Below are 14,019 nucleotides of genomic sequence, written 5' to 3'. Positions count from 1 at the left end.
TAACATTTATAAATAAAAGCCTCCAATTAAGAGGCGATTATTTCTATTTTTGACAGTTATTCAAACTATTTTCTATATAGCTTTTTTCTAATTGTCCTTGTTTAAAGGATTTTAATAACCGTTCCAACCTCACTCTATTCCCAGGATAAGAGCAATACAATTTTTGCACATCATTTATTTTACTCAAAGAAGTAAGTTTACTTAAAGAATCTACGGCACCTTGCTCAACCCTAGCCCAATTTACATTTAGTTTTTTCAAATCATACTTATTGTTATGTACTGTATATAGAATATGATAATAATGAAAATCTTTTTCTGCAGGATTCATTTCCTGTATATCATTAATAATCATTTGAATAGCATCATAATTTTCTCCAAACCACTTTTTCTCAAAACTTTCCATAAATGTATTATAAATAACTCTCTGTTTTGGATATTTTACAATTCCATCTTGATAAGCTCTTAGATAATTTTCTTCAAAACCTAAATCACGTAGCGTCATTAAAAGAATGTAGTAATAAAAAGGATCTTTTGATGCAACATCATAATTTTCCATTAGAAAATTTAAATTCTGCATTGATTTATCAGCAAAATATTGCATATTATTTTGCGATACCTGTGAACTATAACTTCCCCCTCTAACACTCCAAGCCTGTTGCCTAACCCACATTGCATAATAAATATAACCTAATGGTGATTCTGGTTCAGCTTTGATCCATTTCTGTCCTTGAGCAATATTCTCTTTGTAATAATTTGAAGATGTTACACGATGCTTATTTACGATTCTAAGAAAAGAATCTAAATAACTTGTGTGTTTAAATTTACCATCAAAATTATATTCTTCGCTATTTAAGAGTTGATTGGCGTTAGTTGAGATTTCTTTGAATTTTTTTGCTTGGATCAAATCTTCAATGTCAGATTGTACTTCTGAGTTTGTTCGATATGCATTTTCATCAACTAACTTAATATTTGCTAGCTTTGTAAAAGATACCTCAGCAAAAATATTTGATGAACAAAGTGTTAATAGTATAAGTGTAATGTTTTTTAGTTTCATATGTCTAATTTCTAAAATATTATTTTGCTATTTCTATTGCAATTTTATATAAAGAAAATCCCACATGACGTGGGATTTTCTTATTAACTACTTAATCAATTAAGACAGTTGAGCAGCAGCAATTTTCTTAGTATCAACGTCTTTAGCAGCGTCAGTATAGTCGCCCATTTTGTCGAAGCTTAAGTATTGGTAGATGTCGGCAGACATGCTATCAATTTGAGCTGCGTATTCTTGGTACTCAGCTGGAGTTGGTAATTTACCAAGTACAGCAGCAACAGAAGCAAGCTCAGCAGAAGCTAAGTAAACGTTTGCGCCTTGACCTAAACGGTTCGGGAAGTTACGAGTAGAAGTCGATACACAAGTAGTGTTCGGAGCTACACGTGCTTGGTTACCCATACATAATGAACAACCTGGCATTTCTGTACGAGCGCCAGCTTTACCATAGATGTTATAGAAACCTTCTTCCATCAATTGACGTTCGTCCATACGAGTTGGAGGAGCCAACCATAGACGAGTAGATAAAGAACCACCAGGAACTTTGTCTAGAAGTTTACCAGCCGCACGGAAGTGACCAATGTTAGTCATACATGAACCAACGAATACTTCGTCAATTTTTGTACCAGCAACGTCAGAAAGCAATTTAGCGTCATCTGGGTCGTTCGGGCAGCAAAGAACTGGTTCAGTAATTGTAGAAAGGTCAATTTCATACACTTTAGTGTATTCAGCATCTGGATCTGCTTTGATTAGGCTTGGGTTCGCTAACCATTTCTCCATGTTTTCTACACGGCGCGCCATAGTACGAGCATCGCCATAACCTTCAGAAATCATCCATTTCAACATAGTAATGTTTGATTTAAGGTATTCAGCAACTTTCTCTTCAGAAAGCGTGATAGAACAACCAGCAGCAGAACGTTCAGCAGATGCGTCAGAAAGTTCGAACGCTTGCTCAACAGTAAGGTCAGTTTCCATTTCTGTAAGGTCGATCTCAAGGATACGGCCGGAGAAGATGTTTTTCTTACCTTTTTTCTCTACAGTTAAGTCGCCTTCTTGGATCGCAACGTAAGGAATCGCATGTACTAGGTCACGTAGAGTGATACCAGGTTGCATTTTACCTTTGAACTTAACAAGAACAGACTCAGGCATGTCTAGTGGCATAACGCCAGTTGCAGCAGCAAACGCTACAAGACCAGAACCCGCTGGGAATGAAATACCGATTGGGAAACGAGTATGCGAGTCACCACCAGTACCAACTGTATCTGGAAGAAGCATACGGTTTAACCAAGAGTGGATAATACCGTCGCCTGGACGTAGAGAAACACCGCCACGGTTCATGATGAAATCAGGAAGCGTGTGCTGCATTTGAACGTCAACTGGTTTTGGATACGCAGCTGTGTGACAGAAAGATTGCATAACGAGGTCAGCAGAGAAGCCTAGGCAAGCAAGATCTTTAAGTTCGTCACGAGTCATTGGACCTGTTGTATCTTGAGAACCAACAGTAGTCATCTTAGGTTCACAGTAAGTACCTGGAAGTACACCTTGACCTTCAGGAAGACCACAAGCGCGACCAACCATTTTTTGAGCTTGAGTGAAGCCTTTACCAGTAGCTGCAGGTTGAACTGGAGTACGGAATAAAGTTGAAGGTGCAAGACCAAGAGCTTCACGAGCTTTAGTTGTTAAACCACGACCAACGATAAGGTTGATACGGCCACCAGCACGTACTTCATCTAAAAGAACTGGAGTTTTAAGTTCAGATTCAGCGATTTGAACGCCGTCTTTGAACGCAGTTACTTTAGCAGCAGCGTGGTCGATTTTAAGCGTGATTTCGTCGCCCATGTTCATGTTTTGAACATCGATTTCTACTGGCAATGCACCAGCATCTTCCATAGTGTTGAAGAAAATCGGAGCGATTTTAGAACCTAAGCAATAACCACCGTCTTTTTTGTTCGGAATGTGAGCAATTTCGTCACCAAAGAACCAAAGTACAGAGTTAGTTGCTGACTTACGAGAAGAACCAGTACCAACAACGTCACCTACGTAAGCAACTTGGTTGCCTTTCGCGATAAGCTCTTTGATTTGGCTAAGTGGACCAACTTCGCCAGGAACTTCTGGATTGATACCGTCACGTACGTTTTTAAGCATTGCGTTAGCATGTAACGGAATGTCTGGACGGCTCCACGCGTCTTGTGCAGGTGACAAGTCGTCTGTGTTCGTTTCGCCAGTTACTTTGAAAACTGTAAGTTTGATTTCTTCAGGAACGTCTTTACGGCTAGTGAACCATTCAGCATCTGCCCAAGATTGCATAACTGCTTGTGCATTCGCATTGCCCGCTTTTGCTTTATCAGCAACGTCGTGGAAGGCATCAAATACAAGAAGAGTTTTCTTAAGTGCGTCAGCAGCTAATTCACCAAGCTCTGCATCATCAAGAAGTGCAACTAAAGGAGCAACGTTATAACCACCAAGCATAGTACCTAGTAGGTAAACCGCACGTTCTTTAGTTACTAGTGGAGAAGTCGCTTCACCTTTTGCCAAAGCAGCTAAGAAAGCAGCTTTAACGTATGCAGCTTGGTCAACACCCGCTGGAACACGGTTTTCTAGTAAATCAACTAAAAATGCTTCTTCGCCAGCTGGTGGGTTTTTTAATAATTCAACTAATGCAGCTGTTTGAGCATCGTCAAGTGGCTTCGGTGGGACTCCGAGTGCGGCACGTTCTTCAACGTGTTGGCGGTAAGCTTCTAGCACGGTGTTATTCCTCTTTTTTAAAAAATTATTTACGCATTCCTGCTTTAAATAAAGCTACGCAAATAATATGGACTGCTAAATTTTACTAAAATTCCAGTTAAAAGTTAATGCACTACAAGTGTTTCTTCGTGATGCCCGTTATTTTATAAATAAATGATCCTCATATCGTTTATACATTAAGCAAAATCAATACTTAGAACACGCTTTTCTTGCGCATATTAACTTTTGACTAAAATTAACTATCAAAAAAAGGCAACTAAATGTTGCCTGTTTTTATCAGTATTGGATATTCCACCTTAGTGTACAGTGGTTGCAGTGATATATTGCTGAAGTTCTGCTCGATCGCCTGTAAATCTGAGGCACCATTCGTCCTGACATGTGGTTTGATGTTGATTACTTGCAAAGCTGATATCGACCAAATAGCGTTGAGAAAATTCATCTACTTTTTGGCGTAATGTGACTTTATCTCCAATGCTGAGCACGTAGTTCCCACCACCGATAATTGCTACGCCTTGTTCATCTTCTAGGAGTAGATCTGAGTGATGCATATAACCTATAACGTCCATATTCTGCTCCTCTACTGTTTTTTATTCTCCATTTCATTATTCATTAAAAAGATTTGCTTTTCTATATTTATGATTTAGCAAGTTGTCACAATTTGTATTTCGCTCTACTTAGGCTATTTTAAAATCTTTAAGCATCTCATATTCAAAGTAACCCTAAGAGAAATATGCATTCGCAAAATAAGCATGAACTCCATCATATGGCTAAACAACGGATAGTTGCCCCGTTGTAACTACTCACTGCTGAATACAGCCTTTAGGTTTTGCTTTACGCGCTTTCTCGCATAAAAAACCGTTCCTTAGAACGGTTTATAATCTGGCATTTCAGTATGCGGTGTTGCGATACATTTTTCAGTAAACTCAGCACGAATTTTTTCACGTGCTTTTTCAACATCAGTATTAATCTCAGCTTGCGGCAAGGCATAAACTTCATCAATGATGTTCAGGATAAATCCTTTGGTGGTTTCATCCTCAATTTTGTTGGCATGCTCAACTGCTTTGTCTTTTTCAATTGCATTTTGACGATCTAACATAATCGTACGTGCAGCATTACCTACACTGCGGCAGTAACCCTGCCACTGCTCTTCAGGGGTTAATGGTTTTTTTTCAGCACAGCCGACCAAAGCCACCATAACGGATAAAGCAAATAACTTTTTCATGAACTTCTCCTTACGAGGGGCAATATAAAAGATCGTAATGGATTTGTCATTTAAATTAGTCGTAGCCGAACAAACAAAAAAAGCCCTTTCGGGCCTTTTTTATGTGTTTAAATTAACCACAAGTTGCTTGAATAATCTTTTTATTGATTGGATTTACAGTGACGGTGACGCGCTCTACACGATAATCCATTGTTACTGGCTGCCCAGGTTTTACTAAACGGACAATTTGAGCTTGGCTAATCGCCTTGATCTGATCTTCAGTCAATTTTGCTTGGCCAATCAGCGTCTTGGCTTTATCCGCGACACATTCAGTTTGGCTATTACGGAATAATGCCCACTCTTCAACCACTTGTCCGTTTGGCAGATGGCAATACCCGACCTGAGCATCTGCTTCATCACGAATTTCAAGTTTACCTTTTTGTTCTACACAATACTGGCTGGCTGGATTTGCCATACCAATTTTTTCTGATGTCGTTTCAGTTTGCTGTGTAGTGCTACAACCCGCCATAAATGCTGTCAGTGCAGCTAAAATCCATATATTTTTCATCAAGTCTATTTCTGAATATAAAAATTTAACTTACCAAGTTTGTGCCAAATAAACGAGTTGTTTATTGAAATTTTTAGTTGTCATTCCACTTTCTGTAATTAGGCAGCAATGTGTCCTATGTTCAAAATACAGAACGTCATTTTCTTTGAACTGATGATGATTTTTGCAATATTTAAAACGACTAAACTTGTCGCAGCTTTGATTTTAAAGGTTTTATAAATTTGAAAAATGACCTGCTCAACGCGTATGCTAAAAAAAGTACTTTTCTTCAAACACGCCACGTTGCGTAGGAGCAAAATATGTCAAAAAAACTGCCGATTTATTTTTCGGACGAAGCTTGGTCGTCTTTGCAACAGCTCATGGGCGCAGATGGCAAACCCAGTCCCACCATCAATGCCCTGCTTGAAAGGCAATCTCAAGAACTATCTATGGATCCATTTTTGGATTCTTCGCTCAATGTTCAGCCTGTTCAGAAAAATACCCGTATTGAACTTCCCGTTGCCTTGGAACGTATTCCTGCTGGCCCAGCTTTCGCCAATAAAGATGTTTTTGAAAAAGTCTTAGACCTAAATGATTATTTGGTAATTAACCCGCTCGCTACATTTATTGCGCATGTCGATAGCGAGTCTTTACTCAATGCCGGCTTTGAAATTAATGATACTTTTTTGGTAGATCGTAGCTTAGAAGCCAAACATGGCGATATCGTGGTTGCACTGATTGATAATCGTGAAATCACCTTAAAGCGATTGATGATCACCGCAAAAATGTCAAAAGAAGAAATTGCCGACATTTTTGGTGACCCCAATAAAGTCTTACCCAAAATTTGGCTAAAAGCAGAAAATCCAGCCTATGCGCATATTATCCCTTCAGATAGTGAATCTATCGTTGTTCAGGGTGTTGTGACCTTTAATTTAAAGCAATTTTATAAGCGCTCATCACACACCTAAACACAAGAATTCGTCATGAAAGCTGCAAATAAAATATTTGCGTTAGTTGACCTTAACAACTGCTACGTCAGTTGTGAGCGTGTCTTTAACCCAAAGCTCAATAATGTCCCTGTCGTCGTGCTGTCCAATAACGATGGCTGTGTTGTATCCCGAAGTCAGGAAGCCAAAGACCTCGGGATTAAAATGGCTGTGCCGGTCTATCAAATTCAGGATTTAATCCAACAGCATCATGTTCAGGTGTTGTCGAGTAACTATGCTCTCTACACCGAAATGTCGAATCGATTTATGAATATTTTAGGCCTGTATGTCGGCCCCGAAGACCGTGAAGTTTACTCGATCGATGAGTGTTTTTTAGATTTCACTGCCTATCAAGAACTGTTTGATTTGAGCCTATATGCCAAAGAAATACGAGATACGATCCTAAAATGGCTAGGTTTAACCTGCTGTGTCGGGATTGGTCGCTCTAAAACGGAAGCCAAAATGGCCAACCATTTTGCCAAAAAAAATGCTTATTTGAACGGTGTGTGCAATTTAGTTGAAATGGACCCTTGTTCCTCAGAACAACTCCTTGCGCAGACACCAGTCAATGAAGTTTGGGGCGTCGGTCGCAATCATACAAAAGCCCTGAATCAGCTTGGCATTCATTATGTTTTAGATCTGATCAATGCACAGCCTAAAGATATTCGAAAAAAATTTAGTGTGGTGATGGAAAAAACCGTCTTGGAACTGCAAGGTCTATCTTGTCTGTCTATTGAAGAAGAAGCACCGAGCAAACAGCAAATTATCAGTAGTCGTTCCTATGGTCAGCCAGTCTACGAACTGGAAGATATTAAAGCCTCTATTCGTGTATATATCGCGCGAGCCGTCACACGTTTAAGAGCAGATCATTCTCTATGTCGTATGGTGGGAGTGTTTATTCAAACGAGTCGCTTTAATTCTACTGAAAAATACGCACCTTATCTGGCCATTACACTGAATGAGCATACCGATGACTTAATTAGTATCACCCAAGCAGCAACGCGTGCCGCCGAAAAAATCTTTAAAGCGGGATTTAAATATAAAAAAGCCGGTGTGGTGTTATTAGAAATCATTCCAAAACAAAACTTTACCCCAGATTTGTTTTGCGATATGGCGTTAAGACAAAGCCGTTTGAAACTGTCCGACACCATCGACGATATTCAAAAAAAATTTGGGCATCATTTTGTCTCGATCGGCTTAGCGCAGGACGATGCTGCAACATGGCGGATGAAAAAAAATCTGTGTTCCCCCGCTTACCTGAGTAATTGGAACGAACTGCTTCGTGTGAAATGAAACACTATGTTGTAGCGCCGCTTAGTCCTTCTATTGTTTTAACCGAAATGATCATTTGCAATTGCTGAATATTTATTTAGTATTTAAATGAATATTCATTTTTATATTCTCCTATTTTAAATTATGTCTGATGTTCAATTAACGCTGAGCGAATACCTATCTGCGGTCAAAGAAGTCATTCAATTGGCTTTTAATGATGCCGTGTGGGTCAAAGCCGAGATTCGAAATTTAAACATCAAAGGTGGACATTACTATTTAGAATTGGCTGAAAAAGAACAAGAAAGTGATAGAGTCATTGCCAGTTGTAAGGCCACAATTTGGAAATTTACTGCAAATAAAGTTGTCGGAAAATTTGAACGTGAAAGCGGCATTGAGCTCAGTCGTGACTTAAATGTCTTGGTTAAAGTGCGTGCCAAGTTTGACCCGCAGTACGGCTTTTCAGTCAATATCGAAAAAATTGATTCGAGTTTTACTTTGGGTGATATGGCTCGACGCTATCAACAAATTTTAGAAAAACTCACCAGCGAAGGTCTGATTCATAAAAATCGAAACTTGCCTGCGCCATTTGATATTCAGCATGTCTTGGTTATTGCGCCTGAAAATGCGGCTGGCTTAGGTGACTTTAAAAAAGATGCAGATGCACTACAACATGCTGGCGTGTGTGAATTTGTCTATCATGCTGCAACCTTTCAAGGAAATACCGCAGCACAAAGTATCCGAGATGCTTTAGCACTGGGTTTAAGACAATGGGCCAATGACTTTCAAACTGCGCCAGATTTGATCGTTATTATTCGTGGTGGCGGTGCTGTTAACGATCTTGCTTATCTGAATGATTATGATTTGGCTGCCCTTCTATCTAAGCGTAGCGTGCCAATTTGGGTCGGTATCGGCCATGAAAAAGACCGTACAATCTTAGATGAAATTGCACATCGCTCTTTCGACACCCCGAGTAAAGTGATTGGGGGGATTCGTAATCATATTGTTGAGCGAACTCAGGAAGTTTTAGAGGCATTACAAAGCATTCAACTGCGCTCACAACATCAAATTGCTCTGTATCAAAGTCAAAATGATCAGTTGCTACAGCTCATAAAGACCTTGGCTCAAAGTCAAATCAATGACTCAACTCGGCTCTTACAACAATACCAAGATAACACTGCTTATTTTGCTCAGTTACAACTCAAAACAGCTGCGCAGAATATTGAAATACTCATGCGTGAAACTTTGCTGCAAAACCCTGCACATGTGCTCTCCAAAGGTTATGCCATCGTCCGGCAGCAAGGTCACGCCATTCGTGCAACGAAAAATCTTCAGCCTTCCGCGCATTCACCGATTGAAATTGAAATGCAAGACGGTGTCATCACGGCTGATATTCAACATATACAGGTAAAAAATCATGACGACTGATACTCTAAGTTTTAAAGAAGGCTATGAAGTTTTAAAACGTAATGCTGAATTACTCGAATCTCAGCAAGAACCCGATATTGATAATCTTATGAAAATCGTTGAAGAGTCGATGCAAGCCTATAAAGCCTGCAAAACCCGTGTTGAAGCAGTACAACAAGCATTGAATGATACGTTTAAAGATTGATTTCTCAGCTCATCATTTGTATAAAAAACGCAGCCTAAGCTGCGTTTTTTATGCTCAAATTTTGCTTCACTTAGAAGCGCCAGTTATAGAACAAGTCAATTGCACGCTCTAAAGACTGACTCGCTTCCAAGTATAAACGTTGGTTCATTTGATAACGTAAGGTCAGTTTATTCACTGGTGTAAATACCCCGACACCATAACGAATGAATAAGTCAGGTGTAATATAACCCGTCACAGAAACCTGAGTATCATCCCCTGTTCCTTGAGCATCCAGTGCCAAACCACTCAGACCAAATGTACGACCAATTTGGTTGGTCAATGCACGTGTGCCACCCAAGCCCATACTAATACCGGCTGCAGCAATCGTGTTGTTCACATCAGAACGGAAACCTTCCGCCTGACTTAAACCTGAACTTCCTTCATTGATACGACCTGTAATTAAGGCATTTAAGGCTTCTTGTTCAGACAGACCTGCATCGTTATACACCTGAATTGCAGGGCTTGATGCCGTACCCGTCACACGAACCCCAACAGTACTACCTTGCACGGCTTTATTAGCATCGATATCTAAAGTTGGGTTTGCCAATGGTCCATTGAAACGAGCAATCGCACGGTTCAAGTCCAGACTTTGACCATAAGCTTCGATTTTCACACGCTGAGAAACACCGATTGCACCATTGGCACGCATTGCTGTTTCTAAACCACGTTGTGTCAAATTCAAACGACCAATCAACGGAATTCGACTATCAAAACCTTGGAAAATCACTTGATTACCAATATTCACCTGTACATCTGCGCGGATATCCCAAGGACGTGCCGATTTTAAGATTTCAAGTTGGTTATCACCTTCGTGTACCACACGTACATCTGAAGATACCCCAACCACTGTTGCAGAAGATTCTGGCATCGAAATCAATGCACGCGGCACATCAATTTTACCTTTTAAGGTTAATTTCTTACTGAAAGGCAGCACATCTAAAGATAAATCAGGCGTTACAACAGCGGTGATCAATGGCGCTTGACGGACCAACATTTCATTACCCGTTAAATTCAACTGGATACGTGGATCATTTTTCCAGTCAATATTTCCGGTTAATTTGCCCACACCACGACCACTGTTAAATGCACCATCAATCGTTGCGTGGTTTTGGCGTACAGCAGAATACAACTGAATATTGGTCAAGTTCACAGGCAATGAAATCATGCTAATCGAGCCATTTTTCACTCGAATCTCACCATCCATTAAAGGCTGAGACAATGTTCCGCTAATTTTTGCCGCATAAGACAACGTGCCGCCCATTGAACGGACATCTTGTATAAATGGTTTTAAGATTTTCAATTGAACTTGGTTAAAGGCCACTTCACCGCGAATCGGTTTATTGGCTTTATACGGATCAATAATAATATTGGCATAACCTGTACCAATATCAGGAGCTTTGGTATCGAGTCGAATTTGTAGCCCTTCAGCGACACTTTTCGCAATCAAACCTACTTCATCATATTTTAAAGTGGATGCTAAATACTGTGGGTCTTCCGCTGCTAAACCGAGTAAACCGTCACGAGTCACTAATCGTGCATCAATTTTAGGTTTTGCACCTTTCGCCCAAGACGCTTTCGCATAACCATTCACTTTACCCGTAATCGCCAGGCCTTCAGGCATAAATGCTGCAAAATCATTTAAGTCTAGGTTCTTTGTCACAAAAGATACATTGCCGCGGTTTTTATTCACACGAATCGGCTGATCAAAACATAATTCACTTTGCTGACTCATCCAACAATGTGCGCCAACAAATAAGTCAGACTGTGCAGTGTTGTAAATAATCGATGCATTTTGACGCTGCACAAGACGTGTACGCAAGGAGTCAAAATCGCCTTTTTGAATCTGACCGAGCCAATTATTTTGTGCGTTAAAACCACCAGCTAACTGCACATAAAATTTTGTTAATTTATTTTCAGCACTGACTTTTAATAAATGCGCATTACGTGTACCGGCCAGTGAAATTTGACCTTTCACAATCTCACGGTTGTTACTGCGTAAATTATCCATCGTTGCCGTTAATAAACTTGGTGAAGTCGCAGAAGTTGGCAACTCGCCTTGTACCCGTATTTTTTTTACACCGAATAAATTATTAAAAGCGAAGTCATCTATTGCGATATTGGCAGACGCTTGCAGTCTTGGCTGTGCTTGAACATTTAAGTAGCCATAAGCACGTCCACGTAGGCCTGCATAAATTTCATATAACGCTGGTGCATTAATTTTCAATTGTAAATTTTGTGCATTACCAGTGGCTTGAATTTGGTTATTGGCATAAGCCAACAGCAAATTATTCGCTTCAAACTGTTTTGGCATAAAGCCGGATTGATTTGAATTAATTACCATCGCCAAGTTACCTTGACCACGGACAGGTTTGTTATTGATCATACCTGCCAAATTCAGACGTTCAATTTGAATACGTTTTAATGCATCTGACCACACACCACTGGTTTTTAAATTTCCAGATAATTCACCCCGTACATTTGAGGCAAAGTAATGCGGCTTAAAATGCACCAGTGATGCATTGATATCCCAACCAATGGCTTTTTGCAGTAAAACCTGTCCATTGGCTGAAATCTTACCTGCCACGCCATCATGACGCAGTTCGGCTATTTTAATTAATTCAGGTGTGCCAGATACTTTGAAAATCAAACTGCCTTTACTTGCGGCAACTTGGCTTGCATTGAGGCCACCATCATAATTCACAGCAAAAGCTTTAAAGCCTCCACCTTGTTTCTCATCATGGAAAGTCAGCGCAGCAGTAGATTGACCTGTTAAATGAACCGTTTCATTTTGCTGTGCTAGTCGGCCTAATAAATCAATATTATTCAGCTGAATAATCTGTTGATTTGGTTTTGCATAACCATTGGCTTTTAATGACCCTGTAATTTGGTCGACAGGCGCAGCAGCCACGATGGTTTGCGGATTGAACTGCTGTGCTTGTACATTGGCTTGCCATTTCAGCATGCGTTTTTCATCAGGCAATTCTACAACCGCATTACCTTTGAGCTGACCTTTGTCGGCCACATAACTAAAGGCAGGGACATTGAGATTGTTATTTTTCAGATTCAGTTTGGCTTGATATTGTCCAGCAGGCAGAGCACCTTTTTCATGTCGTGACACGGTGGTCGCCACATTAATGTTTTGCTGACCTTCTGTAAGCGCCAATTGCACATTGCCCGAATCACTACTCAACCATCCAACATATGGCACTGCACGGTCTATATTTTTCCAAGACACATCCATCAGCATCGGCTGAGCTTTATTATTTTTAGCAGGCGCTTGATCGAGTTTTAAATTCCAAGTTTCATATTGATCAAAATCCACCAACGCCGTCAGGTGCATGCCTTTTTCAAGGGTCCCTTTAGAAGCAATCTTACTATTTAAACTCACAGGTAGAAAATCTTGAACCACCTTCGGAATCAACTTATGTTTTGGATTAATTTTATCTAAACGACCGCTTACATCCCAAGTGACCTGATCTTTCCAACTCACCACGCCGCCCAAGTTGACAGCGCCGCCCATTACTTGTCCATTTAGGTTAGTAATATCAAGTTGGTTGACCAAGTCCGTACTCATGAGCGCAGTATATTTACCTTCAGGGATATTGGCACCGCTCAGGTCCGTGTCTAAATCTAAATTAAGACGCTGAATATCCCCTTTGAATTTTGCCAGACCATTTTTAGCAAAAAGCTTTTGCTCCGTCAGTAAAGGTAAATGATAGTTTTTAAATTTGAGTGCACCAAACATTGGAACATGTGGACGCATTGGATGAACCACAGCCCAACCAGTTAAAAGATCTGGGGTATGAGTTGCCACACCAGCTTGAATCGTATCAAGAGATCCTTTAGCCACCACTTGAATATCATGAATGTTCAAGCTTTCACGTAGTGAAGGTAAATTGACAATACCCACACCATTTAGCGGATACTTGCCTTCAAATTTCATATTCCCAGACGCTTGGCGCACAGATAAATAGCCCATATCCATACGGGTATCTTCAAATTTTAATTCCGTCCCAGACCAAAGCGCTTCATTTAATTCAATATCATAAAAATCCACACCTGAACTATGCGTTTTAATCAGCATATGATCTAGATCTGCATGATCGACACGAAGTACGAACGGCAGACGGATTTCACTAAATGCAAAAGGTTTATCGCTAGGTGGGGTCTTGGTAATAATTTGCAGATTTTTAACATCTGCTTTATTTAAATGAATTTCTTTATTAATAATGGCGCGCCAACCGAGTGTAATATCGGCACGGTCAATTTTTACATCGACAGGTTTTAGCGTAACGAGGACATTTCGTAAAATAATGCCCCGCCACAGGTTACCACCTTCATATTCATAGTGAATGATTTGCTGACGTTCCAGAACACGGTCAAGTAAAAACTTACTGCCTTTGTCTGTAGAGAACATGACCGCCAATGCAGCCACCAAAAAGATAAGCACGAACACGAAGGTCAAAATGACACTTCGAAGAATACGACGCTTCTTCGGCAGTTGCTCTACCGGCGTTTCGTTTTCTGGTTCTTGCTGTTCTTGTTCAGTCATAAAAAACACATCACCTAAAA

At 40.1% G+C, this 14,019-nt stretch carries 10 protein-coding genes; 4 read left to right on the top strand and 6 right to left on the bottom strand.

Going from position 1 to position 14,019, the window contains the following annotated elements:
• Positions 1 to 43: 43 nt before the first annotated feature.
• The 5 genes from MST18_RS06590 to MST18_RS06570 form a co-directional block, all read right to left on the bottom strand.
• Entirely contained in the window at positions 44 to 1,054 is a 1,011-nt protein-coding gene (locus MST18_RS06590) for a hypothetical protein (protein ID WP_180040398.1), read from the bottom strand.
• A gap of 99 nt (positions 1,055 to 1,153) precedes the next feature.
• Positions 1,154 to 3,793: a bifunctional aconitate hydratase 2/2-methylisocitrate dehydratase gene (locus MST18_RS06585; protein ID WP_180004960.1), complete on the bottom strand. Its 2,640-nt coding sequence runs from the start codon at positions 3,791 to 3,793 to the stop codon at positions 1,154 to 1,156.
• A 296-nt stretch (positions 3,794 to 4,089) separates the two neighbouring features.
• Positions 4,090 to 4,359 (bottom strand): hypothetical protein, encoded by a 270-nt coding sequence (locus MST18_RS06580; protein ID WP_078189189.1) that lies wholly within the window; start codon positions 4,357 to 4,359, stop codon positions 4,090 to 4,092.
• A 296-nt stretch (positions 4,360 to 4,655) separates the two neighbouring features.
• On the bottom strand, positions 4,656 to 5,015 hold the full coding sequence (locus tag MST18_RS06575) for a hypothetical protein (RefSeq protein WP_078193938.1): 360 nt from the start codon (positions 5,013 to 5,015) through the stop codon (positions 4,656 to 4,658).
• Between the two features lie 112 nt (positions 5,016 to 5,127).
• Complete coding sequence (locus MST18_RS06570; protein WP_180133153.1) at positions 5,128 to 5,562, bottom strand: I78 family peptidase inhibitor; 435 nt, start codon at positions 5,560 to 5,562, stop codon at positions 5,128 to 5,130.
• Between the two features lie 299 nt (positions 5,563 to 5,861).
• On the opposite strand from MST18_RS06570, the gene MST18_RS06565 reads away from it, so the two are divergent.
• The 4 genes from MST18_RS06565 (at position 5,862) to xseB (ending at position 9,408) form a co-directional block, all read left to right on the top strand.
• Positions 5,862 to 6,509 (top strand): LexA family transcriptional regulator, encoded by a 648-nt coding sequence (locus MST18_RS06565; RefSeq protein WP_078193940.1) that lies wholly within the window; start codon positions 5,862 to 5,864, stop codon positions 6,507 to 6,509.
• A 15-nt stretch (positions 6,510 to 6,524) separates the two neighbouring features.
• Positions 6,525 to 7,820 (top strand): Y-family DNA polymerase, encoded by a 1,296-nt coding sequence (locus MST18_RS06560; protein WP_078193941.1) that lies wholly within the window; start codon positions 6,525 to 6,527, stop codon positions 7,818 to 7,820.
• 123 nt (positions 7,821 to 7,943) lie between these two features.
• Entirely contained in the window at positions 7,944 to 9,224 is a 1,281-nt protein-coding gene (xseA, locus tag MST18_RS06555; protein ID WP_180133152.1) for an exodeoxyribonuclease VII large subunit, read from the top strand.
• Positions 9,214 to 9,408 (top strand): exodeoxyribonuclease VII small subunit, encoded by a 195-nt coding sequence (xseB, locus tag MST18_RS06550; RefSeq protein ID WP_078188551.1) that lies wholly within the window; start codon positions 9,214 to 9,216, stop codon positions 9,406 to 9,408. The genes xseA and xseB overlap by 11 nt, the downstream gene beginning before the upstream one ends.
• Positions 9,409 to 9,478: 70 nt before the next feature.
• Here the strand turns inward: xseB and MST18_RS06545 are convergent, their stop codons facing one another.
• Positions 9,479 to 13,999: a translocation/assembly module TamB domain-containing protein gene (locus MST18_RS06545; protein WP_180133151.1), complete on the bottom strand. Its 4,521-nt coding sequence runs from the start codon at positions 13,997 to 13,999 to the stop codon at positions 9,479 to 9,481.
• Positions 14,000 to 14,019: the final 20 nt, after the last annotated feature.

The organism is Acinetobacter sp. YH12068_T (assembly GCF_024606005.1).
Lineage (GTDB): Bacteria > Pseudomonadota > Gammaproteobacteria > Pseudomonadales > Moraxellaceae > Acinetobacter > Acinetobacter amyesii.
The sequence above is the reverse complement of the archived record's forward strand: the minus strand, read 5'-3'. Positions and strand labels throughout refer to the sequence as shown.